The 22,475-nt window shown below is 72.0% G+C and carries 25 protein-coding genes and 1 pseudogene; 21 read left to right on the forward strand and 5 right to left on the reverse strand.

Annotation, left to right across the window (positions count from 1 at the left end; genetic code table 11):
- Window positions 1-156 precede the first annotated feature (156 nt).
- The 17 genes and pseudogenes from ACGFI8_RS01745 to ACGFI8_RS01825 all read left to right on the forward strand — a co-directional run bounded on the left by ACGFI8_RS01745 (window position 157) and on the right by ACGFI8_RS01825 (window position 15,377).
- Window positions 157-1,473 carry an ammonium transporter gene (locus ACGFI8_RS01745; RefSeq protein WP_392798475.1) on the forward strand — a complete coding sequence of 439 codons (1,317 nt, stop codon included), beginning with the start codon at window positions 157-159 and terminating at the stop codon, window positions 1,471-1,473.
- A 27-nt stretch (window positions 1,474-1,500) separates the two neighbouring features.
- A complete protein-coding gene (locus ACGFI8_RS01750; protein ID WP_190249674.1) occupies window positions 1,501-1,839 on the forward strand; it encodes a P-II family nitrogen regulator in 339 nt (112 codons plus the stop codon).
- A gap of 19 nt (window positions 1,840-1,858) precedes the next feature.
- Window positions 1,859-4,114 carry a [protein-PII] uridylyltransferase gene (locus ACGFI8_RS01755; RefSeq protein WP_392798479.1) on the forward strand — a complete coding sequence of 752 codons (2,256 nt, stop codon included), beginning with the start codon at window positions 1,859-1,861 and terminating at the stop codon, window positions 4,112-4,114.
- 462 nt (window positions 4,115-4,576) lie between these two features.
- The gene (gene ffh / locus ACGFI8_RS01760) at window positions 4,577-6,133 is read left to right on the forward strand and encodes a signal recognition particle protein (RefSeq protein ID WP_392798482.1); all 1,557 of its coding nucleotides are present in this window, start codon (window positions 4,577-4,579) and stop codon (window positions 6,131-6,133) included.
- Between the two features lie 259 nt (window positions 6,134-6,392).
- The gene (locus tag ACGFI8_RS01765) at window positions 6,393-7,466 is read left to right on the forward strand and encodes an amidohydrolase family protein (RefSeq protein WP_392799596.1); all 1,074 of its coding nucleotides are present in this window, start codon (window positions 6,393-6,395) and stop codon (window positions 7,464-7,466) included.
- 213 nt (window positions 7,467-7,679) lie between these two features.
- On the forward strand, window positions 7,680-8,330 hold the full coding sequence (locus ACGFI8_RS01770; RefSeq protein ID WP_392798485.1) for a DUF402 domain-containing protein: 651 nt from the start codon (window positions 7,680-7,682) through the stop codon (window positions 8,328-8,330).
- 29 nt (window positions 8,331-8,359) lie between these two features.
- Window positions 8,360-8,983: a DUF402 domain-containing protein gene (locus ACGFI8_RS01775; RefSeq protein ID WP_392799599.1), complete on the forward strand. Its 624-nt coding sequence runs from the start codon at window positions 8,360-8,362 to the stop codon at window positions 8,981-8,983.
- A gap of 224 nt (window positions 8,984-9,207) precedes the next feature.
- On the forward strand, window positions 9,208-9,669 hold the full coding sequence (rpsP, locus tag ACGFI8_RS01780; RefSeq protein WP_392798488.1) for a 30S ribosomal protein S16: 462 nt from the start codon (window positions 9,208-9,210) through the stop codon (window positions 9,667-9,669).
- Window positions 9,644-9,901: an RNA-binding protein gene (locus ACGFI8_RS01785; RefSeq protein ID WP_033357826.1), complete on the forward strand. Its 258-nt coding sequence runs from the start codon at window positions 9,644-9,646 to the stop codon at window positions 9,899-9,901. Before rpsP ends, ACGFI8_RS01785 begins: the two co-directional genes overlap by 26 nt.
- 7 nt (window positions 9,902-9,908) lie before the next feature.
- Window positions 9,909-10,457, forward strand: coding sequence for a ribosome maturation factor RimM (gene rimM, locus ACGFI8_RS01790; protein ID WP_392799602.1), 549 nt, complete (start codon window positions 9,909-9,911; stop codon window positions 10,455-10,457).
- The gene (gene trmD / locus ACGFI8_RS01795; RefSeq protein WP_392798491.1) at window positions 10,454-11,170 is read left to right on the forward strand and encodes a tRNA (guanosine(37)-N1)-methyltransferase TrmD; all 717 of its coding nucleotides are present in this window, start codon (window positions 10,454-10,456) and stop codon (window positions 11,168-11,170) included. The genes rimM and trmD overlap by 4 nt, the downstream gene beginning before the upstream one ends.
- 131 nt (window positions 11,171-11,301) lie before the next feature.
- Complete coding sequence (gene rplS, locus ACGFI8_RS01800; RefSeq protein WP_366226223.1) at window positions 11,302-11,661, forward strand: 50S ribosomal protein L19; 360 nt, start codon at window positions 11,302-11,304, stop codon at window positions 11,659-11,661.
- 634 nt (window positions 11,662-12,295) lie between these two features.
- A pseudogene (lepB, locus tag ACGFI8_RS01805) lies at window positions 12,296-13,168 on the forward strand (signal peptidase I); the annotation flags it as partial.
- A gap of 21 nt (window positions 13,169-13,189) precedes the next feature.
- Window positions 13,190-13,831 (forward strand): signal peptidase I, encoded by a 642-nt coding sequence (lepB, locus tag ACGFI8_RS01810; RefSeq protein ID WP_392798494.1) that lies wholly within the window; start codon window positions 13,190-13,192, stop codon window positions 13,829-13,831.
- A gap of 21 nt (window positions 13,832-13,852) precedes the next feature.
- Window positions 13,853-14,311, forward strand: coding sequence for an NUDIX hydrolase (locus tag ACGFI8_RS01815; protein WP_392798497.1), 459 nt, complete (start codon window positions 13,853-13,855; stop codon window positions 14,309-14,311).
- A 2-nt stretch (window positions 14,312-14,313) separates the two neighbouring features.
- Window positions 14,314-15,060 (forward strand): ribonuclease HII, encoded by a 747-nt coding sequence (locus tag ACGFI8_RS01820; RefSeq protein WP_392798500.1) that lies wholly within the window; start codon window positions 14,314-14,316, stop codon window positions 15,058-15,060.
- Window positions 15,057-15,377, forward strand: a complete 321-nt coding sequence (locus tag ACGFI8_RS01825) for a DUF2469 domain-containing protein (protein ID WP_033357832.1) — start codon at window positions 15,057-15,059, stop codon at window positions 15,375-15,377. The genes ACGFI8_RS01820 and ACGFI8_RS01825 overlap by 4 nt, the downstream gene beginning before the upstream one ends.
- Window positions 15,378-15,413: 36 nt before the next feature.
- On the opposite strand, the gene ACGFI8_RS01830 is transcribed toward ACGFI8_RS01825, so the two are convergent.
- On the reverse strand, window positions 15,414-15,596 hold the full coding sequence (locus tag ACGFI8_RS01830) for a hypothetical protein (RefSeq protein WP_392798503.1): 183 nt from the start codon (window positions 15,594-15,596) through the stop codon (window positions 15,414-15,416).
- 138 nt (window positions 15,597-15,734) lie between these two features.
- On the opposite strand from ACGFI8_RS01830, the gene ACGFI8_RS01835 reads away from it, so the two are divergent.
- On the forward strand, window positions 15,735-16,295 hold the full coding sequence (locus tag ACGFI8_RS01835; RefSeq protein WP_392798506.1) for a M23 family metallopeptidase: 561 nt from the start codon (window positions 15,735-15,737) through the stop codon (window positions 16,293-16,295).
- Window positions 16,296-16,402: 107 nt separating this feature from the next.
- Here the strand turns inward: ACGFI8_RS01835 and ACGFI8_RS01840 are convergent, their stop codons facing one another.
- From ACGFI8_RS01840 to ACGFI8_RS01855, 4 genes are all read right to left on the reverse strand, one after another.
- Window positions 16,403-17,566 (reverse strand): aminotransferase class V-fold PLP-dependent enzyme, encoded by a 1,164-nt coding sequence (locus tag ACGFI8_RS01840; RefSeq protein ID WP_392798509.1) that lies wholly within the window; start codon window positions 17,564-17,566, stop codon window positions 16,403-16,405.
- Between the two features lie 254 nt (window positions 17,567-17,820).
- Window positions 17,821-18,708: a tyrosine recombinase XerC gene (locus ACGFI8_RS01845; protein WP_392799605.1), complete on the reverse strand. Its 888-nt coding sequence runs from the start codon at window positions 18,706-18,708 to the stop codon at window positions 17,821-17,823.
- Window positions 18,709-18,779: 71 nt separating this feature from the next.
- Window positions 18,780-19,139, reverse strand: a complete 360-nt coding sequence (locus ACGFI8_RS01850) for a hypothetical protein (protein WP_392798512.1) — start codon at window positions 19,137-19,139, stop codon at window positions 18,780-18,782.
- Window positions 19,136-19,507: an ACT domain-containing protein gene (locus tag ACGFI8_RS01855; protein ID WP_392798515.1), complete on the reverse strand. Its 372-nt coding sequence runs from the start codon at window positions 19,505-19,507 to the stop codon at window positions 19,136-19,138. The genes ACGFI8_RS01850 and ACGFI8_RS01855 overlap by 4 nt, the downstream gene beginning before the upstream one ends.
- A gap of 13 nt (window positions 19,508-19,520) precedes the next feature.
- Between ACGFI8_RS01855 and ACGFI8_RS01860 the strand changes: the two genes are divergently transcribed.
- From ACGFI8_RS01860 to ACGFI8_RS01870, 3 genes are all read left to right on the forward strand, one after another.
- Complete coding sequence (locus ACGFI8_RS01860; protein WP_392798518.1) at window positions 19,521-20,444, forward strand: GNAT family N-acetyltransferase; 924 nt, start codon at window positions 19,521-19,523, stop codon at window positions 20,442-20,444.
- Between the two features lie 161 nt (window positions 20,445-20,605).
- Window positions 20,606-20,959, forward strand: coding sequence for a YraN family protein (locus ACGFI8_RS01865; protein WP_392798521.1), 354 nt, complete (start codon window positions 20,606-20,608; stop codon window positions 20,957-20,959).
- Entirely contained in the window at window positions 20,959-22,473 is a 1,515-nt protein-coding gene (locus ACGFI8_RS01870) for a YifB family Mg chelatase-like AAA ATPase (protein ID WP_392798524.1), read from the forward strand. Before ACGFI8_RS01865 ends, ACGFI8_RS01870 begins: the two co-directional genes overlap by 1 nt.
- The last annotated feature ends 2 nt before the right edge of the window (window positions 22,474-22,475 follow it).

The raw sequence follows: 22,475 nt of genomic DNA on the forward strand, positions 1-22,475 counted from the left end.
GAGCCCTGAAAGCTCTCGCGCAACCGGCTGAAGGGCAATGCTGCCTCGAAGGTCGGGAGGGAGGATCTCGACTACTAGGAGGCCCGCGTGCCTGCAGCGACCATCGATACCGGGAACACAGCGTGGCTTCTCGTATCGACCGCTCTTGTGCTGCTCATGACGCCGGCTCTGGCACTGTTCTACGGTGGCCTGAACCGCTCCAAAGGCGTCCTCAACATGATGATGATGAGCTTCTCGACGATCGGGCTCGTCAGCGTCCTGTGGTTGTTCTACGGCTTCAGCGCGTCGTTCGGCGCCGACAGCGCCGGCGGCCTGTTCGGTGATCTCGGCCAGTACTTCGGCAGCAAGACCTACATCGGCGAATTCTGGGGCGCGACGGCCGACAAGCCCAGCGGCGTCGGCGGCATCCCGACGTACGTCTTCATGGTCTTCCAGATGACGTTTGCCGTGATCACCGTCGCGCTGATCAGCGGCGCGATCTCCGACCGGGCGAAGTTCGGCGGCTGGCTGCTGTTCGCGTTCGGCTGGGCCACCCTCGTCTACTTCCCGGTCGCCCACAACGTGTGGGGCGGCGGCTGGATCGCCCAGCACCTGCACCCGCTCGACTTCGCCGGTGGTACCGCGGTCCACATCAACGCCGGTGCCGCCGCACTCGGCGTGGCCCTGGTCCTCGGCAAGCGCATCGGCTGGCCGCGGGAGAGCACGAAGCCGCACAACGTGCCGTTCGTCGCCCTCGGCGCCGGCCTGCTGTGGTTCGGCTGGTTCGGGTTCAACGCCGGTTCGGAGCTCACCGTCGACGGTGTCACCGGCCTGGCCTTCGTCAACACCCAGGTCGCCACGGCCGCCGCGCTCCTCGGCTGGGTCATCGTCGAGTGGATCCGCGACCGCAAGCCGACCCTCGTCGGCGCCTCCTCCGGTGCGGTCGCCGGCTTGGTCGCGATCACCCCCGCCTGTGGTTTCATCGACTCGTGGGCTGCTGTGCTGCTCGGCCTCGTCGCCGGCATCGTCTGCGCCCTGGCGGTCAGCCTGAAGTACCGCTTCGGCTTCGACGACTCCCTCGACGTGGTCGGCGTCCACTTCGTCGGCGGGTGGATCGGCTCGCTGTGGCTGGGCTTCTTCGCCAACGACAAGCTCAACCCGGTCATCACCGACGGCGGCGCCAAGAACGGCCTGTTCATGGGCGGCGGCGTGGGCCAGCTCGGCGCGCAGGCCGGGGCGAGCGCTATCGTCACGGTCTACTCGTTCGCGATCGCGTTCGTTCTCGCCTTCATCATCGAGAAGACGATCGGCTTCCGGGTCGGCAGCGAGGCCGAGGTCGAGGGCATCGACATCGCGGAGCACGCGGAGAGCGCCTACGACATGACCCCGGGCACCGGTAGTGCCGGCGGCGCGTTCGCCCTGGCGGGCGTCGGAACGAGCAAGACTCCCGCGCCGGCGGCGGAAGCCCCGGCGTCGGAAACGGTAGCCGGATAGCGTCGAGGAATGTCGGAGGGAATGGGCATGAAGCTGGTGACCGCGGTCATCAAGCCGTATCAGCTCGACGCGGTGAAGGAGGCGCTCCACGCGCTGGGCGTGGCCGGCCTCACCGTGAGCGAGGTTCAGGGGTACGGCCGTCAGAAGGGCCACACCGAGGTCTACCGCGGTGCGGAGTACACGGTGGAGTTCGTCCCCAAGATCCGGGTCGAGATCGTCACCGACGAACTCGACTTCGAGAAGGTCGTGGACGCCATCGTCACCGCCGCCCGCACCGGCAAGATCGGTGACGGCAAGGTCTGGGTCACGTCGGTCGACGAGGTCGTCCGGGTCCGCACCGGCGAGCGCGGGCTCGACGCCCTCTAAGCCGCTGCTGATCTCCAAGATGACACAACCGTCGGCGCCCGTTCCGGTCCTTTCCACCGGGGCGGGCGCCGACGCGCGTGCCGAGCGCTCGGCCGCGATCGACGAGTGGCTCTCGAAGGTTTTTTCAGAAGCCGGCGGCGGTACCTCGGGTGCCGCGCTCGTCGCCGTAGGCGGGCTCGGACGCCGCGAATGCGCCCCCCGCAGCGACCTCGACCTGGTCCTGCTGCACGACGGCGGCCCGGGCGCGGAGGCGTCCGCGGACCAGCTCGGCAGCCGCATCTGGTACCAGATCTGGGACGCGAAGTTCGCCCTCGACCACTCCACCCGCAGCCCCGAGCAGGCGCTCGAGCTGGCCCGCCAGGACCTCAAGGTGGCCCTCGGCCTGCTCGACGCCCGCCTGGTCGCCGGCAACGGCGAGCTCCTGACCCGCCTGCACGGCGACGCCGTCGCCCAGTGGCGGCGTGAGGCCCGCCGACTGCTGCCCGCGCTGCGCACCCTCACCCAGGATCGCTGGAAGGCCCACGGCGAGCTGGCGTTCCTCCTGGAGGGCGACGTCAAGGAGTCCCGCGGCGGGCTGCGTGACTTCGGCCTCCTGCGCGGCATCGGCTTCGCCGGCGTCGCCGACGGCCCCCGCCCCGCCGTCCGCGGCGCCCACCGCACCCTGCTCGACGTCCGCGACGCCCTGCACGCCGTGCGCGGCCGCCGCGTCGACCGCCTCCTCGCGCAGGACCGCGACGAGGTCGCCGAGCTGCTCGACCTCGGCGACCGCGACGAGGTGCTGCGCCGCATCGCGGAGGCCGCCCGCACCATCGCCTACGCCAGCGACGACGCCTGGCGCGCCGTGGAGCGCTGGTCCGCCCCCAGCAGCCGCGGCCACGAGGAGCGCCGCCCCCTCGCTCGTGACGTCGTCGAGCAGCGCGGCGAGGTCGTGCTCGCCCGCGCCGCCGTCACGCCGCGCCCCGACCCGGTCCTGCCCCTGCGCGTGGCCGCGGCCGCCGCCCGTGCCGACCTGCCGATCGCGCACGCCACGCTCGAGTGGCTCGGCAGTTTCGCCGGCCCGATGCCGCGCCCCTGGCCCGCCCCCGCGCGCGACGCCCTGCTCACCCTCCTCGGCAGCGGCCGGTCCATGATCTCGGTCTGGGAGGCCTGCGACCGGTACGGCCTGGTCGTCAACTGGCTGCCCGAGTGGGCGCGGGTGCGCAGCCTGCCGCAGCACAACCCGGTGCACCTGTTCACCGTCGACCGCCACCTGGTCGAGACGGCCCGCCAGGCCGCCCGTCTCACCCGCGACGTCGACCGCCCCGACCTGCTCGTGCTCTGCGGCCTGCTGCACGACATCGGCAAGGGCCTGCCCGGCGACCACAGCGTCGTCGGCGCCCCGATCGCCGCCGCCGTGGCGTCCCGCCTGGGCCTCAGCGCGGCCGACGTGGCGCAGGTCGAGAAGGTCGTACGCCTGCACCTCCTCCTGCCCGACACCGCCACCCGCCGCGACCTGTCCGACCCCCAGACCATCGCCACCGTCGCCGGTGCCGTCGGCGACGCCTCCACCCTCGCCCTGCTGCACGCCCTGGCCCGCGCGGACGCGGCCGCCACCGGCCCCGCCGCCTGGTCGGACTGGAAGGGCCGGCTCATCGCCGAGCTCGTCCGCCACGTCGAGCGCGCCCTGGACACCGGCGTGGTCGCCGCGCCCCTGTCGCCCGCCGCCGCGCTCGCCGTTCCCGAAACCCTCCCATCGGTACTGCTGGACACGGACTCGGTCTCCGTCATCGCCCCCGACCGCCGTGGCCTGCTCGCCGCCGTGGCCGGCTGCCTGTCGCTGCACCGCCTGGACGTGGTCACGGCCGACACGGCTACCGTGGACGGCCTGGCGAGGATGGTCTGCGCCGTCCAGCCCCGCTACGGCGGCGACGTCGACCGCGAGGCCGTGGTCTCCGACCTGCGCCGCGCCGTCACCGGCGACCTCCCGGTGGCCGAACGCCTCGCCGCCCGCGAACGCTCCACCCGCCGCAGCACCACCGCGCCCCCGCGCGTCGTGTGGCAGCCCCCCTCGGCCGCCACCGACGCCACGGTCCTGGAACTGCGCGCCACGGACACCCCGGGCCTGCTCTTCCGGGTGGCGAGCGCGCTGGAGGACATCGACGCCGACGTACGCTCCGCCCGCATCTCCACCCTGGGCGGCGAGGTCGTCGACGCGTTCTACCTGGCCGGCTCCTGGGACGCGGACGCCCGCGCCCGTGTCGGGGCCGCAGTCTTGCGGGCCGCGACCGCGTCCTGACGCCAACGCCTCGCGTCTTCGCGCCCGCGTCTTTGCGTCCGCGCCCGCGTCTTTGCGTCCGCGCCCGCGTCTTTGCGTCCGCGCCCGCGTCTTTGCGTCCGCGCCCGCGTCTTTGCGTCCGCGGCGCTCCCGCGTCCACGGCGTCCGGCTTCCCTCCTTCACCCTTCACCTCCTTCACCTCCGCGTCCGCGCCTCCGTGCGTGCGTCATGGGGCCGTGTCACTGCGACGCTTCGATGGCTTGCCGGCGAGGTCTGAGCCTCTGTGCCGTATTTGCGTAATTTCCGCCGGGCGATGGCGGGTCGTTGCCGCGCCGGGCCGGTGGCGGCGCGGACGCGGAGAACGCACTGGTCGCGGGCGCTTCGCCAGCGGCGGCGCGCGGGCGCGCGGCGCCGCGGACCGCGACGCGCTGTCCCCGGTCGCGTACCCTTCAAGGGTCTCCTACACCCGAGGACGGATGCGTCGTGTTTGACACCCTGAGTGACCGGCTTTCCGGCATCTTCTCGAAGCTGCGAAGCAAGGGGCGGCTCACCGACGCCGACGTCGACGCCACCGCGCGGGAGATCCGGCTGGCCCTGCTCGAGGCCGACGTCGCGCTGCCCGTGGTCAAGGCGTTCATCGCCCGGCTCAAGGAGCGGGCGCGGGGCGCGGAGGTGTCACAGGCCCTCAACCCGGCCCAGCAGGTCATCAAGATCGTCCACGAGGAGCTCGTGGCGACGCTCGGTGGCGAGGCGCGCCGGCTGCAGTTCGCCAAGAACCCGCCGACCGTGATCATGCTTGCCGGTCTGCAGGGTTCCGGCAAGACCACGCTCGCCGGCAAGCTCGCCCGGTGGCTCAAGGGACAGGGCCACCAGCCGCTGCTCGTCGCCGCCGACCTCCAGCGGCCCAACGCCGTCAACCAGCTGCAGGTCCTGGGCGGCCGCGCGGGCGTCGAGGTCTACGCGCCCGAGCCCGGCAACGGCGTCGGCAACCCCGTCCAGGTCGCCCGCGACTCGATCGATCACGCGAAGCGCCAGATGCGCGACATCGTGATCGTCGACACGGCCGGCCGCCTCGGTATCGACGCCGAGATGATGAAGCAGGCCGCCGACATCCGCGACGCCGTCGACCCCGACGAGGTCCTGTTCGTCATCGACGCCATGGTGGGTCAGGACGCCGTCAGCACCGCCGAGGCGTTCCGCGACGGCGTCGGCATCTCCGGCGTCGTGCTGTCCAAGCTCGACGGCGACGCGCGCGGTGGCGCCGCGCTGTCCGTGCGCCACGTCACCGGCCAGCCGATCATGTTCGCCTCCACGGGCGAGAAGCTCGAGGACTTCGACGTCTTCCACCCCGACCGGATGGCCTCGCGCATCCTCGGCATGGGCGACGTGCTCACCCTCATCGAGCAGGCCGAGCAGGCGTTCGCCGATGACGAGAAGGAGCGGATGGCCGCCAAGCTCATGGGCGGCCAGGACTTCACCCTCGAGGACTTCCTCGAGCAGCTGCAGGCCGTGCGCCGCATGGGCCCGATCGCCAACGTGCTGGCCATGATGCCGGGCATGAACCAGATGAAGGACCAGCTGGCCGAGATCGACGACAAGCACTTCGACCGGGTCACCGCGATCATCCGCTCCATGACCCCGAAGGAGCGCGCCAACCCGAAGATCCTCAACGCCTCCCGCCGCGTACGCATCGCCAACGGCTCCGGCGTCTCGGTCACCGACGTCAACCAGCTGCTGACCCGCTTCGCCGACGCGCAGAAGATGATGAAGCAGATGGGCGGCATGATGGGCCTGCCCGGCGGCCGCCGCAAGGCCACCAAGTCGCCGAAGAACAAGCGCAAGGGCACCAAGAGCGGCAACAGCGGCGGCATGCGTCAGCCCAGGCTCGGTGGCGGTATGCCCGGTATGCCCGGCATGCCCCAGCTTCCGCCCGGCCTCGACCCGGCCGCGATGGACCCGAACGCGGCGGGCATGCCGCCCGGCTTCCGCCTGCCGAAGCTCGACTTCTCAAAGCTGCAGAAGCGTGACAAGGACGCCTGAAGCACCGGCCGTGACCTTGAACCCCGACGTGCCCTCGGGCGCGCCCACGACGTCACCCGCGTCCACGACCGCCGACTCGGCCCAGTCCACGACCGCGCCCGCGCGCCCGGGCACGGCCGCATCCGCGGACTCAGCCGCGCCAACGGACTCGGCCGCGCCCGGGCGCCCGGGCGGATCCGAAGGCTCAGGCCCGTCTGTCGGCCGGGACGCGTCGGCCAGGTCGGCCGCGGCCACCAGGTCAGCGGCGTCCGGGCCCGCGCTGCACGTGCGGGGGACACTGCTGCCCTCCGGTGAGCGGCGCGACCTCTGGCTGGTGGGTGACCGGGTGACGTTCGAGCCGGTCGCCGGGGCGCTCACGATCGCCGACGAGGGGTTCATCCTGCCCGGTCTCGTCGATGCCCACTGCCACATCGGCATCCAGTCCGGCGGCAGGCCCTCCGACGACCTCGACGCCGCGCGGTCGCTCGCCGTCGTGGACCGCGACGCGGGCGTACTGGCGATCCGCGACGCGGGGTCGCCAATCCCGTACCCGTCGCTGGACGACGACCCCGAGATGCCGAGGTTGGCGCGGGCGGGGCGGCACGTGGCTCCGCCGAAGCGGTACCTGCGCGACATCGGGGTCGAGGTCGGCGAGGCCGATCTGCCCGGCGAGATGGCACGCCAGGCCGCCCTCGGCAACGGCTGGGTCAAGCTCGTCGGCGACTGGATCGACCGCGGCAGCGGCGACCTCGCGCCCGCGTGGGACGTCGCCGCGATGGCCGGCGCGGTCGCGGCCGCGCATGCCGCCGGCGCCCGGGTGGCGGTCCACGTGTTCGCGGAGGATTCGGTGGCGGCCCTGGTCCGCGCCGGCGTGGACTCCGTCGAGCACGGCACCGGCCTGGCGGAGGCCGACATCGAAGAGATGGCCCGCCGCGGCACCGCCCTCGTCCCAACAATGATCAACATCGCGACGTTCGGCGGCATCGCGGCACAGGCGGAGGACAAGTTCCCGGTGTACGCCGACCACATGCTCGCCCTCCGCGACCGCTTCCCGTCCGTGGTCCGCGCCGCACACGAGGCGGGCGTGCCCATCTACGTCGGCAGCGACGCCGGCGGCGGCATCAACCACGGCCTGGCCGCCGAAGAGATGCTCCTGCTGCACCGCGAGGCCGGCCTGCCCGCCGAGGCCGTGCTGCGTGCCGGATCCTGGGGCGCCCGGGAGTGGCTGGGCTTCCCCGGCCTGGTCGAGGGCGGCCTGGCGGACCTGGTCGTCTACGCCGAGGACCCCCGCCGCGACCTGACCACCCTCCTCCGCCCGCGCCGCATCGTCCTGCGCGGCCGGGTGATCCGCTGATCTCTGCCCGCGTCCGCGCGTGTCCGCCTGCCAAAGCCGGGACGTGGTGGCGGCGTCCGCGCGGTGGCGCTTCGCTTCCAGAAGAGGCGGCGGCCGAACCTCAAGGCGGCGGCAAGGCGGCGGCCAAGCGGCGGGAGCGGAGCGGCGACCGCAAAGGAACGGTCGCCCGCAGCGGACACCGGGGCGCAGCGCGGAGCCGATACAATCTCAGGCGTGCCGCTGCGTCCCGGAAGACCGGTCCTGCACCGGCACTTCACCCATGACACGCTGGTCTGGGCGCCGCTGACCCGGGTGGTCTCCGACGATGAGCAGGGCACGCGACTGTGGCTCGCGACCGGTAGCCCGCTCATCCGTCAGGTGAGCGAGGACGGCCGCGGGCCGCGTGACATGCCGTTCGGCGAGTGGATCGAGGCGCCGAAGAAGGTCATCCAGGATGTGTACCGCGGGCCGAGCACGCTGAAGTTTCATCCGCTCGGGGCCGCGTTCTCCGTGTGGTGGCTCTTCGACCCGCAGGGCGGCTTCCGCGCGTGGTACGTGAATCTCGAGGAGCCCGGCGTCACCTGGGACGACGGCGTGGTCGCCGGCGTCGACCTGACCGACCAGGACCTCGACATCTGGGTCTGGCCCGACCGCCGCTGGGACTGGAAGGACGAGGACGAGCTCGAGGAGCGCCTCGCGTACCCGGACGCGTACTGGGTGGGGGACCCCGACGCCGTGTGGGCGCAGGGGCGCGAGATCGTGCCCGCCATCGAGGCGGGGGCGTGGCCGTTCGACGGCACGTGGACCGACTTCCGGCCGCCGGCCGGCTGGACCATCCCGGAGCCCGTGACCGAGGGCTGGGACCGACCGAGGGAGCGCGGTTGAGCGTCGTCTTCACGCCCGGCCAGGTGATCATGCATCGCAACGTGCGGCGGGGGCGGATCGGCTGGGTGCGCCCCGCCCGCGTGGTGTCCGACGACGAGCGCGGGCTGCTGATCTGGATCACCCGGCGCACGCCGGTCGTGAGTGAGGTCTCCGGCGACGGGCGGGGGATGCGCACGATGCCGTTCGCCGAGTACGTCACGCTCGGCACCGGGCTCGAGCACAGCATCTGGAACGGGCCCGGGGTACTGAAGCTGCACCGGCCCGGCGACCCCGCGCACTCCGTGTGGTGGTTCCGCGACGACGCCGACGTTTTCACCGGGTGGTACGTCAACCTCGAACGCCCGGCGATCCGCTGGAGCGACCCGGGCGGCGCGTCCGGGGTCGACGTGACCGACGAGGACCTCGACATCGTCGTCGCGCCCGACCGCAGCTGGCAGTGGAAGGATGAGGAGGAGTTCCTCGAGCGCCTCGCGATCCCGGAGCACTACTGGGTCGCGGACGAGGCGGCGGTACGCGACGAGGGCCTCCGCGTCGTCAAGGAGATCGAGGCCGGCGGGTTCCCGTTCGACGGCACGTGGACGGACTTCATGCCGCCGCCGGAGTGGGGGATCCCGGGCCTCGAGCCGGGCTGGGACCGCCCGCCGCTGCGCTGAGCGACGCGCACGACGCGAGCACGGCGCGGGGCGCCGGGCCGTCGGGACAGGGCCCCCTTTTTGCGCACGGTAGCGGGTCTGGCACAATGGTCTGCTGGTATCCGGTGTGCGTCCGAGCCCTCTAACCCGGCGTTACGCCAGTCCAACAGAGCAGCCGACGGCACCATCCCCACGGTGTCCGGGCGGTCGCTCGGCTTCCAACAGATCCAGGAGCGAGCAACCAAGTGGCCGTCAAGATCCGGCTCCTGCGGATGGGCAAGATCCGCAACCCGCAGTACCGCATCGTCGTCGCCGACTCGCGCACCAAGCGCGACGGCCGGGCGATCGAATTCGTCGGGCTGTACCACCCGAAGGAGGAGCCCTCGCGTATCGAGGTCAACTCCGACCGCGTCCAGCACTGGCTCTCCGTCGGCGCGCAGCCGAGCGAGGCCGTGCAGGCCATCCTGTCGAAGACCGGCGACTGGCAGAAGTTCAAGGGCCTGCCCGCCCCGGCCGAGCCGCTGAAGGTGGCTGCGGCGGCCCCAGACCGCCGCGCGACGTACGAGGCCGAGGCGCAGGCCGCCGCCGGCCTGGCCGACGCGCCGAAGGCGAAGAAGACCGCCGAACCGAAGAAGAAGGCCGAGGCCGAGGCTCCGGCCGCGCAGGCGGAGGAGCAGTCCGGTGCCGGCGCCGGCGCGGAGGCCTGACGTGCTGCGCCCAGCGCTCGAGCACCTCGTCAAGGGCATCGTCGACAACCCCGACGATGTCCGCGTCCGCATGGTCGACTCCCGTCGCGGTCAGCGGCTGGAGGTCCGGGTCAACCCGGAGGACCTCGGCACGGTGATCGGGCGCGGTGGCCGCACGGCCAAGGCGCTGCGGCAGGTCATCACGTCGATCGGTGGCCGTGGAGTGCGCGTCGAGATCGTCGACGCGTACTGACCGCATGCTGCTCGTCGTCGGCCAGGTAATCCGCGCGCACGGCGTCCGGGGCGAGGTCCTCGTGGACGTGCGCACGGATGCGCCAGCAGAGCGTTTCGCCGTCGGGTCGGTCGTCCAGACCGACTCGACGGCGGTGCGGCATCTGCAGACCGTTCCTCCCGGCGCCTGGCGGCCACCGCCGACGCTCACCATCGAGTCGGTACGCCCGCACCAGAGCCGCCTCCTGGTGGTCTTCGAGGGCATCTACGACCGCAACCTCGCCGAGGACATGCGCGGCGTTCTGCTGTGCGTGGACAGCGCCACGATCCCGGCCAGCGAGGACCCCGACGAGTTCAACGACCACGAGCTCATCGGCCTCGACGTCGTCGACGCCGCGGGGGAGCGCGTCGGCGAGCTGTCGCGCATCGACCACGCGCCCGCGCACGACCTGCTGGTGGTGCGGCTCGAGGACGGACGCACCGGCCTGGTGCCGTTCGTGCGCGAGATCGTGCCCGAGGTCGACGTGCCCGGGCGCCGTATCGTGATCACCCCGCCGGAAGGCCTGTTCGACCTATGAGGGTCGACGTCGTCACGATCTTTCCCGAGTACCTCGCGCCGCTCGATCTGTCGCTCATCGGCAAGGCCCGCGCGAACGGCGCCCTTCGGCTGGCCGTGCACGACCTGCGCCGATGGACCCACGACGTGCACCGCACCGTCGACGACACCCCATACGGCGGCGGCCCCGGCATGGTCATGCGCCCCGAGCCGTGGGGCCAGGCCCTCGACGAGTTGGCCGGCCCGGAAACGCACCTGATCGTCCCCAGCCCGGCCGGAACACCGTTCACCCAGGCGACCGCGCGCGCCCTGGCCGCGGAGGAGCACCTGCTGTTCGCCTGCGGCCGGTATGAGGGCATCGACCAGCGGGTCTTCGATCACGCCGCGACCCGGATGCGGGTGAGCGAGATCTCCTTGGGCGACTACGTGCTCTTCGGCGGCGAGGTCGCGGTGCTCGTCGTGCTGGAGGCGATCACCCGGCTGCTGCCCGGCGTGCTGGGCAACGCCGACTCGCTCGTGGACGAGTCGCATGCCGACGGCGTCCTCGAGGCCCCGATGTACACGAAGCCGCCCAGCTGGCGAGGCCTGGACGTGCCGGAGATCCTGCGCTCTGGCGATCACGGCCGCATCGCCCGGTGGCGGCGCGAACAGGCGCTGCAGCGCACCGTCGAGCGGCGCCCCGACCTCATCGAGGCGCTGGAGCGGCGGGCCCGCAGCGCCGATGAAGGGGCCTGATTTCAGGTTCGGCGCGTCGATGTGGCAAAGTAGTGAGGTTGCCGCGGGCTGATGAGCCGGGCACCCATGATCACCTAACCCTCGCGCGCCGCGGAAATCGGGCGTGCCTTGAGTGACGAGGAACAGCCGCGATGAACACGCTGGACGCGCTGGACGCACAGTCGCAGCGGACCGATATCCCGAGCTTCCGCGCCGGCGACACCATCAAGGTGCACGCCCGGGTCGTCGAGGGCAACCGGTCCCGGGTCCAGGTCTTCCAGGGCGTCGTGATCCGTCGCCAGGGCGCTGGCCTGCGGGAGACTTTCTCGGTTCGCAAGGTGAGCTTCGGCGTCGGCGTCGAGCGCACCTACCCGGTCAACAGCCCGGCCGTCGACAAGATCGAGGTCGTGACCCGCGGCGACGTGCGCCGCGCCAAGCTGTACTACCTGCGCGACCTGCGGGGCAAGAAGGCCAAGATCAAGGAGAAGCGCGAGACCAAGGTCAGCAGCTGACCGCGCGTTTCACTGAATCGTCGTCGGGGAGGGGCGCTGTGCGTACCCTCCCTGAGTCGCGTCCGGGATCGGGTCTTTTGGTCAAGCGGAACCGGGCTCCCCAAAGTGGTCTTGTGCCTCTAGGCTGACGCCGATGGCAAGCGACCCCTACGGACGCGATGGTTACGACGATCGCGCCGAAGACCTACACCCACGTAACCGCCACCTGGACCAGGCGGGCGACGAGCGTGGGCAGCAGCAGGAACACCCCTTCGGCAGCGTCAGCTACCCGGGCCACGACTACTGGGCCGCCACGGGCCGCCCGGACGCCCCGGAGGAGCAGCGCGCCTACGACGGTGGCTGGACGCGCGGCGACGCCCACGGGCGCCGCGACGTCGCGCCCCGCCAGGGTGACCAGCGCGACGACTCCGACCGCGGCGACTGGAACCGCGGCAGCCGGGCCTGGGACGACCCGTACGGCTCGCGCCGCGGCCGCCGGGACAGCGACGAGCCGCCGATCGTGCGAGACCGCGCGTTCGAGGACGACGACGGCTACGGCGACCGCCGGGACCGAGGCGAGCGGTACGAACGAAGCTATGACCGCGGCGAGCGCTCCACGGGGTCGGGGTCGCGCTCCCGCGCGCGCGGCGACTACGACGACGACGATTCGACGTCCTCGTGGGGCAGCAAGGTCCGCCGCAAGCGCAAGAACATGCCGCTGTGGCAGGAGCTGCCGCTGCTGCTGATCGTCGCGTTCTGCCTCGCCGTGCTCATCCGCACGTTCCTGGTGCAGGCGTTCTTCATCCCGTCGGGCTCGATGGAGGAGACCCTCCTCGTCGGTGACCGGGTGCTGGTCAACAAGGTCCTCTACGACGTGCGCGAGCCCGAGCGGGGCGAGGTCGTCGTCTTCACCGGCCCCGACGCGTGGGCGCCGGAGAACCAGGTCGACAAGGACGCCGGCTTCTTCGCGGAGCTCGGCCGTACCGTCGGCGATCTTGTGGGCTTTTCCCAACCCGGCGAGAAGGACTTCATCAAACGGGTGATCGGCCTGCCCGGAGACACCGTGGCGTGCTGCGACGTGGACGGCAGGGTGACGGTCAACGGTTATCCGCTCGACGAGTCGCCGTACCTGTACGAGGACTCGCCGCTGGACGCCGCGCCCAACCCGAAGCAGTGCACGGCGCGCCGGTTCGGCCCGGTGAAGGTGCAGCCGGGCCAGATGTTCGTGATGGGCGACCATCGCGGCGTGTCGCAGGACTCCCGCTGCCAGGGACAGGTCCCGATCGCCAACGTGATCGGCCGCGCGTTCGTCATCCTGTGGCCCAGCAGCCGATGGGGCTGGCTACCGGTGCCCGACACGTTCAAGAACGTCCCGAAACCCGCGGCTATGGGGCCTCCGGGGCCGCGAATCACGCCTGCGCCCGCCATCCCGCCCGTCCCGGACATGGTGATTGCCCCGATCGTGGTTTCCCTGGGGCTTTCGACCCGTTCGGCGCGTCAGGAGCGGTTGAGGCATCGCCGATGGTGACGAGCACGTACCCTTCAGGGCGTGATTGACGAGCAGACCAAGAAACCCAGTACGTTCTGGCGCGAACTGCCGGTGTTGCTGGGCGTGGCGATCATCGTCGCCGTGGTGGTGCGGGCCTTCGTCCTGCAGACGTTCTACATCCCGTCCGAATCGATGGAGAACACGCTGCTGATCAAGGATCGCGTGCTCGTCAACAAGCTGGTGTACGACTTCCGCTCCCCCCACCGCGGCGAGATCATCGTGTTCCGGGCGCCCGACTCGTGGCGCAACGACCCGTCCGAAGAGGACTTCATCAAGCGCGTCATCGCCGTCGGTGGCGACCACGTCGTGTGCTGCGACGACAAGCAGCGGATCACGATCAACGGCACGGCGCTGGACGAGCCGTACATCTACACCAACCCGGACGGGCTGCAGGACCTGCCGAGCGAGGAACAGTTCGACGTCACCGTCCCCAAGGACCGTCTCTGGGTGATGGGTGACCATCGGTCGCGGTCGGGCGACTCGCGGTACAACTTCATCCGCACGAAGGACCCGAACCAGGCGACGATCGCCGAGAGCGACGTCATCGGACGCGCCTTCGTGGTCTTCTGGCCCTTCTCGCGAGCGAATTGGCTCAGCGTCCCCGACGGCTTCGACAAGGTGCCGGATCCGACTTCCAAGTGACAACGCCGTAGTCTCGTCGGTATGACGGAGGCTGCGGCGGACATCGACCGCCGGGCGGCTCGGGTGCTGCTGCTCGACCCGTCCGGGCGTGTGCTGCTGCTGCGCGGATGCGATCCGGCGCGCCCAGAGCACCGCTACTGGTTCACCGTCGGCGGTGGCGTGGAGGCGGGTGAGTCGCTCACCGAGACGGCCGTGCGCGAGGTCTACGAGGAGACCGGGCTGCGCATCACCCCCGCCGACCTCGTCGGCCCCGTCCGCACCGACCGGGTCGAGTTCCCGTTCGACGGCCGCTGGTACTCGCAGCGGCAGTCGTTCTTCGTCGTGCGCGCGGACGCGTTCACCGCCGACCTGGCCAACCTCGCCGACTACGAGGTCACCAGCGTCGACGCCACCCGCTGGTGGTCCGCAGGCGAACTCGACGCGACGTCGGAGCGTTTCTACCCGCCGGACCTCGCCGATCTCCTGCGGGAGGTGGGCTGAGCATGCTCGCGCCTCCGCGCACCGTCGTGCACCGCGCAGCGGGCCTGTGGGCGCTCGAACGGGCCCTGCAGCGGCGAGGCTTCACCCGGGTGGCCGGCGCCGACGAGGCGGGCCGTGGGGCCTGCGCGGGGCCGCTCGTGGTCGCCGCCGTCATCCTGCCGCCGGGCCGCCGCGGCGAGATCGAGGAGCTCAACGACTCCAAGCTGCTCACCGCGGCCGCGCGGGAGCGCATCTACGAGCAGGTGATCAGGCGCGCGGAGGCGTGGAGCGCCGTGATCATCCCACCCGGCGACATCGACCGCCGCGGCCTGCACGTGTGCAACCTCGCCGGCATGCGCCGCGCCCTCGCGGGCCTGTCCGTGCGCCCCGACTACGCGCTCACCGACGGCTTCAAGGTCGACGGCATCGGCATACCCGGCCTCGCGGTGTGGAAGGGCGACCAGGTCGCCGCGTGCGTCGCGGCGGCGAGCGTCGTGGCGAAGGTCACGCGAGACCGCATCATGGAGAAACTGCACGAGTCGTACCCCGAGTACGGCTTCGACGAGCACAAAGGTTATTCGACGCCGGACCACGGCGCCGCGCTCGCCGCCCACGGGCCGTGTCCCGAGCACCGTTTCTCCTACGCGAACGTGGCGGCGGTGGAGCGGCCGGGGCAAAGGCGCGGTAACGTCGGCGTGGCGCCCGGCGAGGCCGCACGGGTTCCGGCGCAAGTGGGCGACAATGTGGCTATGGAAGGCGGACCGCGATGAGCGCCGAAGATCTCGAGAAGTACGAGACCGAGATGGAACTCCAGCTCTACCGGGAGTACCGCGACATCGTCCGCCAGTTCTCCTACGTGGTGGAGACGGAGCGCCGGTTCTACCTGGCCAACCAGGTCGACCTGCACGTGCGCAACTCCGACGGCGAGGTCTACTTCGAGGTCGAGATGCACGACGCGTGGGTCTGGGACATGTACCGTCCCGCCCGGTTCGTGAAGAACGTCCGGGTGATGACGTTCAAGGACGTCAACGTCGAGGAGCTCGAGAAGCCCGACATCTCGCTGCCGGACAACGGCTTCGGCGGCTGACGCCTCGCCGTCGCGCGGACCCGGAGAAGAAATTTTCTACCAGCGCCGGGTCCGCGTCGGCTTGCCATAGCGGTTGTACACGTACCAGCCCGCGCCCACGACGAGCGCCCCGACGACCAGGTACAGCACCAGGCTGAACACCAGCTTGAGCAGCCACCACGCGAGCATGCCGACCACGATCAGCCCGACGACGACGAGCACGGCCTTCAATGCGTTCATGCCGGTTTCCTCCCGATTTGTCCGGCGCTTCTAGCACATTTCGCGGCGGCGCGCGGGTTGTCCACAAGCGGTGCTTTGTCCACAGGATAGCCATGATCGCGTTTGCCGCGAACGCCCGTTTCGGCAACGCTGCCCGCCATGTTCAAGACGCTGGTTCGTTTCGGGATCCTGGTCACCGCCGCTACCGTCCTCGCCGCCGCCGGTGCCGCCGTGGCGGCCGTCGGCTCCGCGCTCGCCTCACCGCCGGTCTCCCGCGAGACGCCGGTTGCCCATGAGCCCCTGGCTGAGGGGTACCAGGCGCCGCTGGACGGCCCCGTGACGGTCACCAGGGGCTTCGAGCCGCCCTCGGACCGGTACGCCGCCGGCCACCGCGGCGTCGACCTGGCAGGCGCCCCCGGGCAGATCGTGCGCAGCGCCGGCCCAGGCACGGTGATCTTCGCCGGGACCGTCGGCGGGCGGCCGGTGGTGAGCGTCCGGCATCCGGGCGGGTTCCGCACCACGTACGAGCCGGTGGCCCCCACCGTCGTGGAGGGCCAGGCCGTGTCCCCGGGGACGCAACTGGGCACGCTGAGACCGGGCCATCCGCGCTGCCCGGTCGCGGCCTGCCTGCACTGGGGCTTGCGCTCGGACGAGGGGGTGTACTCCGATCCGCTCACCCTGCTGCACCGCGCCCGCGTCCGCCTGCTTCCGCTGAGGTAGCCCGTCGGCCCGGCGCGCTGTTCCTGATGCCGCACGCGGCTCGGTCTCTGCTTCAGTGCGCCCGCGCGCGCTGTGCTCGTTTGGTGGGTGCCGCGTCCGCGCGTGGGCTACGGGCGTTCCAGTAGTTTTGGCAGGCCCTCGGCGAGCCGCTGGTAGTCCTCGGGCCGGTTGTACACCTGGGCCGACAGCCGCAGGTATCCGCGCCCGCGCCAGCCGGCGAGCCCCACCTCGGCGGCGAGCTCGTCCGAGATCCGCCGGCGCAGCGCGGCCGCGCCCGCCTGGTCGACCGCCACGCCCGCGGGCAGCGGGATCAGCGTCATCGGCAGCCCGGTAGCGGCCGGCACCTCGGCCCCGAGCGCCTCCGCGACCACGCCCTGCCCGTATTCGGCGAGCGCCGTGTTGTGCCGCCGCACCACCTCGATGCCGAGCGAGCGCAGCACGAACAGCCCCGTCGGTGCCGCGAGCCACGACGTGTAGTCGTGCGCGCCGAGCCACTCCAGGCTGGCCGGGAAGCCCGCCTCGGCCGACCACGACAGCACCAGCGGCCGGATCCGGTCCCGCCACGCGGGCGCGACGGCCAGCAGCGCGGTGCCCCGAGGCGCGTACGCCCACTTGTGCAGGTTGCCGACCCAGAAGTCCGCGCCGAGCTCGCTCACCGCCGGGTCGAGCATGCCCGGCACATGCGCGGCGTCGACGTGGACCGCCACCCGGTCGCCCCAGCGCCCCCGCACCGCCTCGATGATGCGCCGCACCGGGAACACCCGCGCGGTCGCGGCGGTGACGTGGTCGACGATCACCAGCCGCGTCCGCGCGGTGATCGCGTCCAGCACGGCCGCGATCACCGTCGCATCGTCCGCCGCCAGCGGCACCCGCGCGACCCGATGGACCGCCCCGGTCCGCCGGCAGGTCGCCGCCACGGCGAGATCCACCGCGCCGTAGCCGTGATCGGTCGTCACGATCTCGTCCTCGGTACCGAGGGAGAGGCTCCCGAGCACGATCGACGTGCCCGTGCTGGCGTTGCCGACCAGCGCCGTACCCTCCGGATCGGCGCCCACGAACGCGGCCAGGTGCCGCCGTACGTGCGCGATACGCTCCTCGAGCCCGACGGCGAAGAATCGGTGCGGGTTGGCGTCCATCTCCTCGCGGAGCCGCTGCTGGGCCCGCTGAACGGTGATCGGCACCATGCCGAACGCCCCGTGGTTCAGATGCGCGACGGCTGCATCGTGCGAGAAGAGCAGCCGCGCGCCCGGAAGCGGCTCGGGTGCGGACACATCCACGATCTTAGGGCTCCAACCCGCGTGCCCGCGGCTGCTTGGCCCTCCACGCCCCCCGACGCGCGCCCACGCCCCGCGCGCTACCGCGCCCGCCCCGCCCCGGATGGACCTCGGCACGCCGGCGCGGCCACGGGCCGGGTCTGGCCGCCATCGCGCGGACCCGTCGCGCGCGGACGCGCCAGCTCGGCTGTCTCCGCGCCTGGACGCGCTGGCGGGGTGTCTGACGCGCGCGGCCGCGCCGGCTTGGGTGCCTACGCGCGCGGATGCGCCTGCTCGTACGCGCTCCGCAGCCGCTCGATCGACACGTGGGTGTAGATCTGCGTACTCGACAGCGAGGCGTGGCCGAGTATCTCCTGCACCGAGCGCAGGTCGGCGCCGCCCTCCAGCAGGTGCGTGGCGGCGGAATGACGCAGGTCGTGCGGCGAGGTGGGCGGCAGGCCGGCGGCCCGGGCGTACCCGTCGACGACCCGCCGGGCCGCCCCGGCCTGCAGCCGGCCACCGCGGGCGCCCAGCAGCAGTGCCTGGCCACTCTGCGCGGCCTCCAGCGCCGGCCGGCCGTGCCGCAGCCATTCGGTCAGGGCCTGGTCGGCCGGCAGCCCGTACGGCACCGAGCGCTCCTTGTCGCCCTTGCCGACGACCCGCACGACGCGGCGCATCCGGTCCACGTCGCCGAGGTCCAGGCCGCACAGCTCGCTGACCCGGATCCCGGTGCCGTACAGCAGCTCCAGCACCGCCCGGTCGCGCAGCCCCAGCGCGTCCGCGCGCCCGGAAGGGGACGTCACCAACGTCTCGGCCTGATCCGCGCGGAGCACGGTCGGCAGGTCGCGGTGCGCCTTCGGGCTGGCCAGCCGCTGCCCGGGGTCCGCGTCGGCGAGGCCCTCCCGCTTCGCCCATGCGGTGAACGTCCGCGCGGCCGCCGCATGCCTGGCCAGGCTCGTCCGGGCATGCCCGGCCGCCCGCCTCCGCGCGAGCCACCCGCGCAGCACCGCCAGCGTCAGCGCGGCGGGGGCCTCCGCGCCCGCGGCCACGGCATGGTCCAGCAGCGACACGACATCGCCGACATACGCCCGCACCGTGTGCACCGACCGGTTCCGCTCGGCCGCGAGGTGCCGCGCGAAGTCGTCGACGGCCTCCCGCATCGCCGGGGGCAGCCGCTCGTGCAGCTCGGCGGTCCCGGCCGCGGTCCCGGTCGAGGCTGCCTTGCGCGGCTTCACCTGCGCTGCTGCTCTTCGAGGAACCGTTCGATGAGCCCGCGCACCACGGCGGCCATCGTGAAGCCGTGTTCGGTGCACCAGGCGCGCAGCTCGGCGTGCCGCTCGGCCGGCAGGCGGAACGTCACCAGCTGGCTCTCCTCGCCCACCGGCAGCGAGCCCCCGAGCGCGCCGTGGCTGCTCTCGGGGCGCAGGTCGGGTGCGCCCATCAGGTTGCGGCCGCGCAGCGTGGCGCTGGCCAGTAGCGCCCCCGGGCCGGCGGGGACGGTGCGGTTGAGCAGCCAGACGGTGATCTCTTGACGGTCGGCGGGCGGGAGCGATTCGAGCAGCTCCACGAGCTTGTCGACAGGAGCGGTCATAGCGCCACGATAGCGCCCGCTATCCCGCTATCGGTGTCGGTCGGCACAACCGTGAGTACACGAACTCCTTGAATTTCTTCGAGAAGCTCCGGCAGCGTCCGGTCGATGACCGGGCCCGGCACGCTGACCACGAATTCGTCCGTCGCCACCGCGCCGTCGCGGCTCAGCACCCGCATCTGGCGGATGTCGACGCCGAGGCGCCCGAGGAGCGTGGTCACCTGACCGAGGGAGCCGGGTCGGTCGGGAAGCTCGACGATTACGTGACGTAGCGACATGGGGCAAGCCTGACGACGCCGCGTTTCCCAACAGTTACGACGCCACGTCGCCCGGCTTTCCGGGAGATCGTTGACAGAGTCAACGGATCGCATGACGATGTCAACTATGACTATCGAGACGGTGGCCGCGGTGAGGCGATTCAACCGCTTCTACACGAACCTGATCGGCGTTCTGCGGGCCGGGCTGCTCGACTCGCCCTACTCCCTCGCCGAGGCGCGAGTCCTGTACGAACTGGCCGCCGCCCCCGCGCCCGCGCTGGAGGTCGCCGACCTGCGGCAGGGGCTGGACATGGACGCGGGATATCTGAGCCGCATCCTGGGCCGCTTCGAGAACGACGGGCTGGTCGTGCGCGAGCGCTCGGACGCGGACGCGCGCAAGCAGCGCATCAGGCTCACCGACGCCGGCCGGGCTGCGCAGGGCGAGCTCGACAGGCGCTCGGACGCGCAGGCGGCCGCGCTGCTGACGACCGCGACGGAGGCGGACCAGCGGCGGCTGGTGGGCGCCATGGACGCTATCGAGTCCATTTTCGCGGGCGGCTCCGCGTCCGCGCGGACGGTCGTACTGCGCCCACCCGGCCCGGGGGACCTCGGCTGGGTCGTACAGCGCCACGGCGCGCTCTACGCCGCGGAGTACGGCTGGAACGAGCAGTTCGAGGCGATGGTCGCGCGCATCGTCGCCGACTACGCCGAGTCGCACGACCCCCGGTGGGACCGCGGCTGGATCGCGGAGGTCGACGGCGAGCCCGTCGGATCGATCTTCTGCGTCCGCGACTGCGAGGCGACGGCGAAGCTCCGGCTGCTGCTCGTCGAGCCGAAGGCCCGCGGCCTGGGCGTCGGCGGCCGGCTGGTCGACGAGTGCATCCGGTTCGCCCAGCGCGCCGGCTACCGCGAGATGGTCCTGTTCACGCACGACGTCCTCGCCGACGCGCGACGGCTGTACCAGCGCGCCGGGTTCGTCCTCGACAGCGAGGAGCGTAAGCCGGCGTACGGCCAGGAGCTCGTCCACCAGCACTGGCGCAAAATTTTTTGAATCCGGCCCGGTAGTGGCCCCACCCCGCCCGACCTGCGTCGCGACCCGGCCGCATACCAAAGTCAAATAACCTGTCCGAATTTATCCACAAGCACCTCGTTGTCCACAGGTTGATCTTCAACGCGCCGCATTGATCGCCCCGATCCGCCACAGTCGCCCGCATGACGAACCACAACCAGCTCGTCGGCGGCTTCGGCGAACGCGTCGCCTGCCGATACCTCGTGTCACAGGGGCTCGTGCTGCTCGACCGCAACTGGCGCAGCCGGTCGGGTGAGCTCGACGTGGTCGCCCGGGACGGCGCCGACCTGGTGTTCGTGGAGGTCAAGACCCGCCGCGGCACCCGATACGGCCAGCCCGCCGAGGCGCTCGTGCCGGCCAAGGTGCGCCGCCTGCGCACACTCGCCCTGATGTGGCTGGCGGCCAACGACGTGCGGGGCGAACGGCTCCGCTTCGACGTGGTCAGCGTGCTCGTGGGCCGGTCGGTGGCGGTCCAGCACCTGCGCGGGGCGTTCTGATGGGATACGCCATGGTCCGCTCCGTCGCCCTGCACGGCGTGGCCGGCGAGGTGATTGTCGTCGAGGCCGACGTCGCGCCGGGCCTGCCGAGCCTCGTCGTGTCCGGCCTGCCGGACGCCGCGCTCAGCGAGGCCCGCGATCGCGTCCGCGCAGCCGTGCACAACTCCGGCGCGTACTGGCCGCAGCAGCGCATCACCGTCAACCTTCTGCCTGCGCACGTGCGCAAACACGGCTCCGGCTTCGACGCCGCGGTCGCCATCGCCGTCCTCGCCGCCGGGTCGGACCTGCCGATCGGTCGCCTCGCCGACGCGGTCGTCCTCGGCGAGCTCGGCCTGGACGGCACCGTGCGCCCGGTCCGCGGCATCCTCCCGGCGGTCCTGGCCGCCAGCCGTGCCGGCGTCGGCTTCGCGGTCGTACCGCTGGCGAACGTCACCGAGGCGCGCCTGGTGCCCGACATCGAGGTCCGCGCCGCCGACTGCCTCGGCCGGATCATCGGGTACCTGTACGGATCGGAGAACCTGCTCGACCCGGCCGCGAAGCCCCCGCCGCCCGAGGCCGCACCCCTGGACCTCGCCGACGTTCTCGGCCAGGAGCGCGGCCGGCGGGTCATCGAGCTCGCCGCCGCCGGCCGCCACCACGTCGCGATGTTCGGTCCCCCAGGCGCCGGCAAGACGATGCTCGCCGCCCGCCTGCCCGGCGTGCTGCCGCCGCTGAATGACCAGGAGGCGATCGAGGCGACGGCGCTGCACTCGGTCGCGGGCCTCCTCTCGCCCGGCAGCACGCTCATCCGCCGGGCACCGCTGCAGGCGCCGCACCACACGGCCTCGGTCGCCGCCCTCGTCGGCGGCGGCAGCGGGCTGGCCAAGCCCGGCGCGATCAGCCTGGCCCACAACGGTGTGCTCTTCCTGGACGAATGTGCCGAGTTCGCCAATGGCGCGATCGAGGCGCTACGACAGCCCCTCGAGGAGGGCCAGGTGAGGCTCAGGCGCGCCTATGGCGAGACCGTGTACCCGGCCCGTGCCCAGCTCGTGCTCGCCGCCAACCCGTGCCCGTGCGCGAAGCCGGGCGGCCAGCACATGTGCGAATGCCCGTCGATCGTGCGCCGGCGCTACCAGGCGCGGCTGTCCGGCCCGTTGATGGATCGGGTCGACCTGCAAGTCGATCTGGACCCCGTGCGGTCGGCGGCCCTGATCAACGCCGAGGCCGTGGAACCAACGACGGTCGTCGCTGGCCGGGTGCGGGCGGCCCGCGGCGCAGCGGTCGCGCGCTGGGCACCGGACGCCAGTTCCAACGGCGACGTGCCCGGCTCGATCTTGCGGCACCATCGCTTCCGCCTGCCGAAACCGGTGGTAAGGCCGCTCACGGAGGCCATGGATCGTGGCCGCCTGTCCGCTCGCGGGTTCGACCGGGCTGTGCGGGTCGCGTGGACGATTGCGGATCTCGACGGGCGGGAGCGGCCCGAGGCCGGCGACGTCCGCGAGGCCCTTGAGCTGCGATCGAGGACTGTCCGATGAGC

The sequence above is a fragment of the Dactylosporangium sp. NPDC048998 genome (assembly GCF_043197855.1).
Lineage (GTDB): Bacteria > Actinomycetota > Actinomycetes > Mycobacteriales > Micromonosporaceae > Dactylosporangium.

Excerpts from the sequence above, each read along its gene's own strand:
- ACGFI8_RS01745 (WP_392798475.1), top strand. The coding sequence starts at position 157 with ATGACGCCGGCTCTGGCACTGTTCTACGGTGGCCTGAACCGCTCCAAA.
- ACGFI8_RS01750 (WP_190249674.1), top strand. The coding sequence starts at position 1,501 with ATGAAGCTGGTGACCGCGGTCATCAAGCCGTATCAGCTCGACGCGGTG.
- ACGFI8_RS01755 (WP_392798479.1), top strand. The coding sequence starts at position 1,859 with ATGACACAACCGTCGGCGCCCGTTCCGGTCCTTTCCACCGGGGCGGGC.
- ACGFI8_RS01775 (WP_392799599.1), top strand. The coding sequence starts at position 8,360 with ATGCATCGCAACGTGCGGCGGGGGCGGATCGGCTGGGTGCGCCCCGCC.
- trmD (WP_392798491.1), top strand. The coding sequence starts at position 10,454 with ATGAGGGTCGACGTCGTCACGATCTTTCCCGAGTACCTCGCGCCGCTC.
- rplS (WP_366226223.1), top strand. The coding sequence starts at position 11,302 with ATGAACACGCTGGACGCGCTGGACGCACAGTCGCAGCGGACCGATATC.
- ACGFI8_RS01815 (WP_392798497.1), top strand. The coding sequence starts at position 13,853 with ATGACGGAGGCTGCGGCGGACATCGACCGCCGGGCGGCTCGGGTGCTG.
- ACGFI8_RS01820 (WP_392798500.1), top strand. The coding sequence starts at position 14,314 with ATGCTCGCGCCTCCGCGCACCGTCGTGCACCGCGCAGCGGGCCTGTGG.
- ACGFI8_RS01825 (WP_033357832.1), top strand. The coding sequence starts at position 15,057 with ATGAGCGCCGAAGATCTCGAGAAGTACGAGACCGAGATGGAACTCCAG.
- ACGFI8_RS01830 (WP_392798503.1), bottom strand. The coding sequence starts at position 15,596 with ATGAACGCATTGAAGGCCGTGCTCGTCGTCGTCGGGCTGATCGTGGTC.
- ACGFI8_RS01835 (WP_392798506.1), top strand. The coding sequence starts at position 15,735 with ATGTTCAAGACGCTGGTTCGTTTCGGGATCCTGGTCACCGCCGCTACC.
- ACGFI8_RS01845 (WP_392799605.1), bottom strand. The coding sequence starts at position 18,708 with ATGCGGGAGGCCGTCGACGACTTCGCGCGGCACCTCGCGGCCGAGCGG.
- ACGFI8_RS01850 (WP_392798512.1), bottom strand. The coding sequence starts at position 19,139 with ATGACCGCTCCTGTCGACAAGCTCGTGGAGCTGCTCGAATCGCTCCCG.
- ACGFI8_RS01855 (WP_392798515.1), bottom strand. The coding sequence starts at position 19,507 with ATGCGATCCGTTGACTCTGTCAACGATCTCCCGGAAAGCCGGGCGACG.
- ACGFI8_RS01860 (WP_392798518.1), top strand. The coding sequence starts at position 19,521 with ATGACTATCGAGACGGTGGCCGCGGTGAGGCGATTCAACCGCTTCTAC.
- ACGFI8_RS01865 (WP_392798521.1), top strand. The coding sequence starts at position 20,606 with ATGACGAACCACAACCAGCTCGTCGGCGGCTTCGGCGAACGCGTCGCC.
- ACGFI8_RS01870 (WP_392798524.1), top strand. The coding sequence starts at position 20,959 with ATGGGATACGCCATGGTCCGCTCCGTCGCCCTGCACGGCGTGGCCGGC.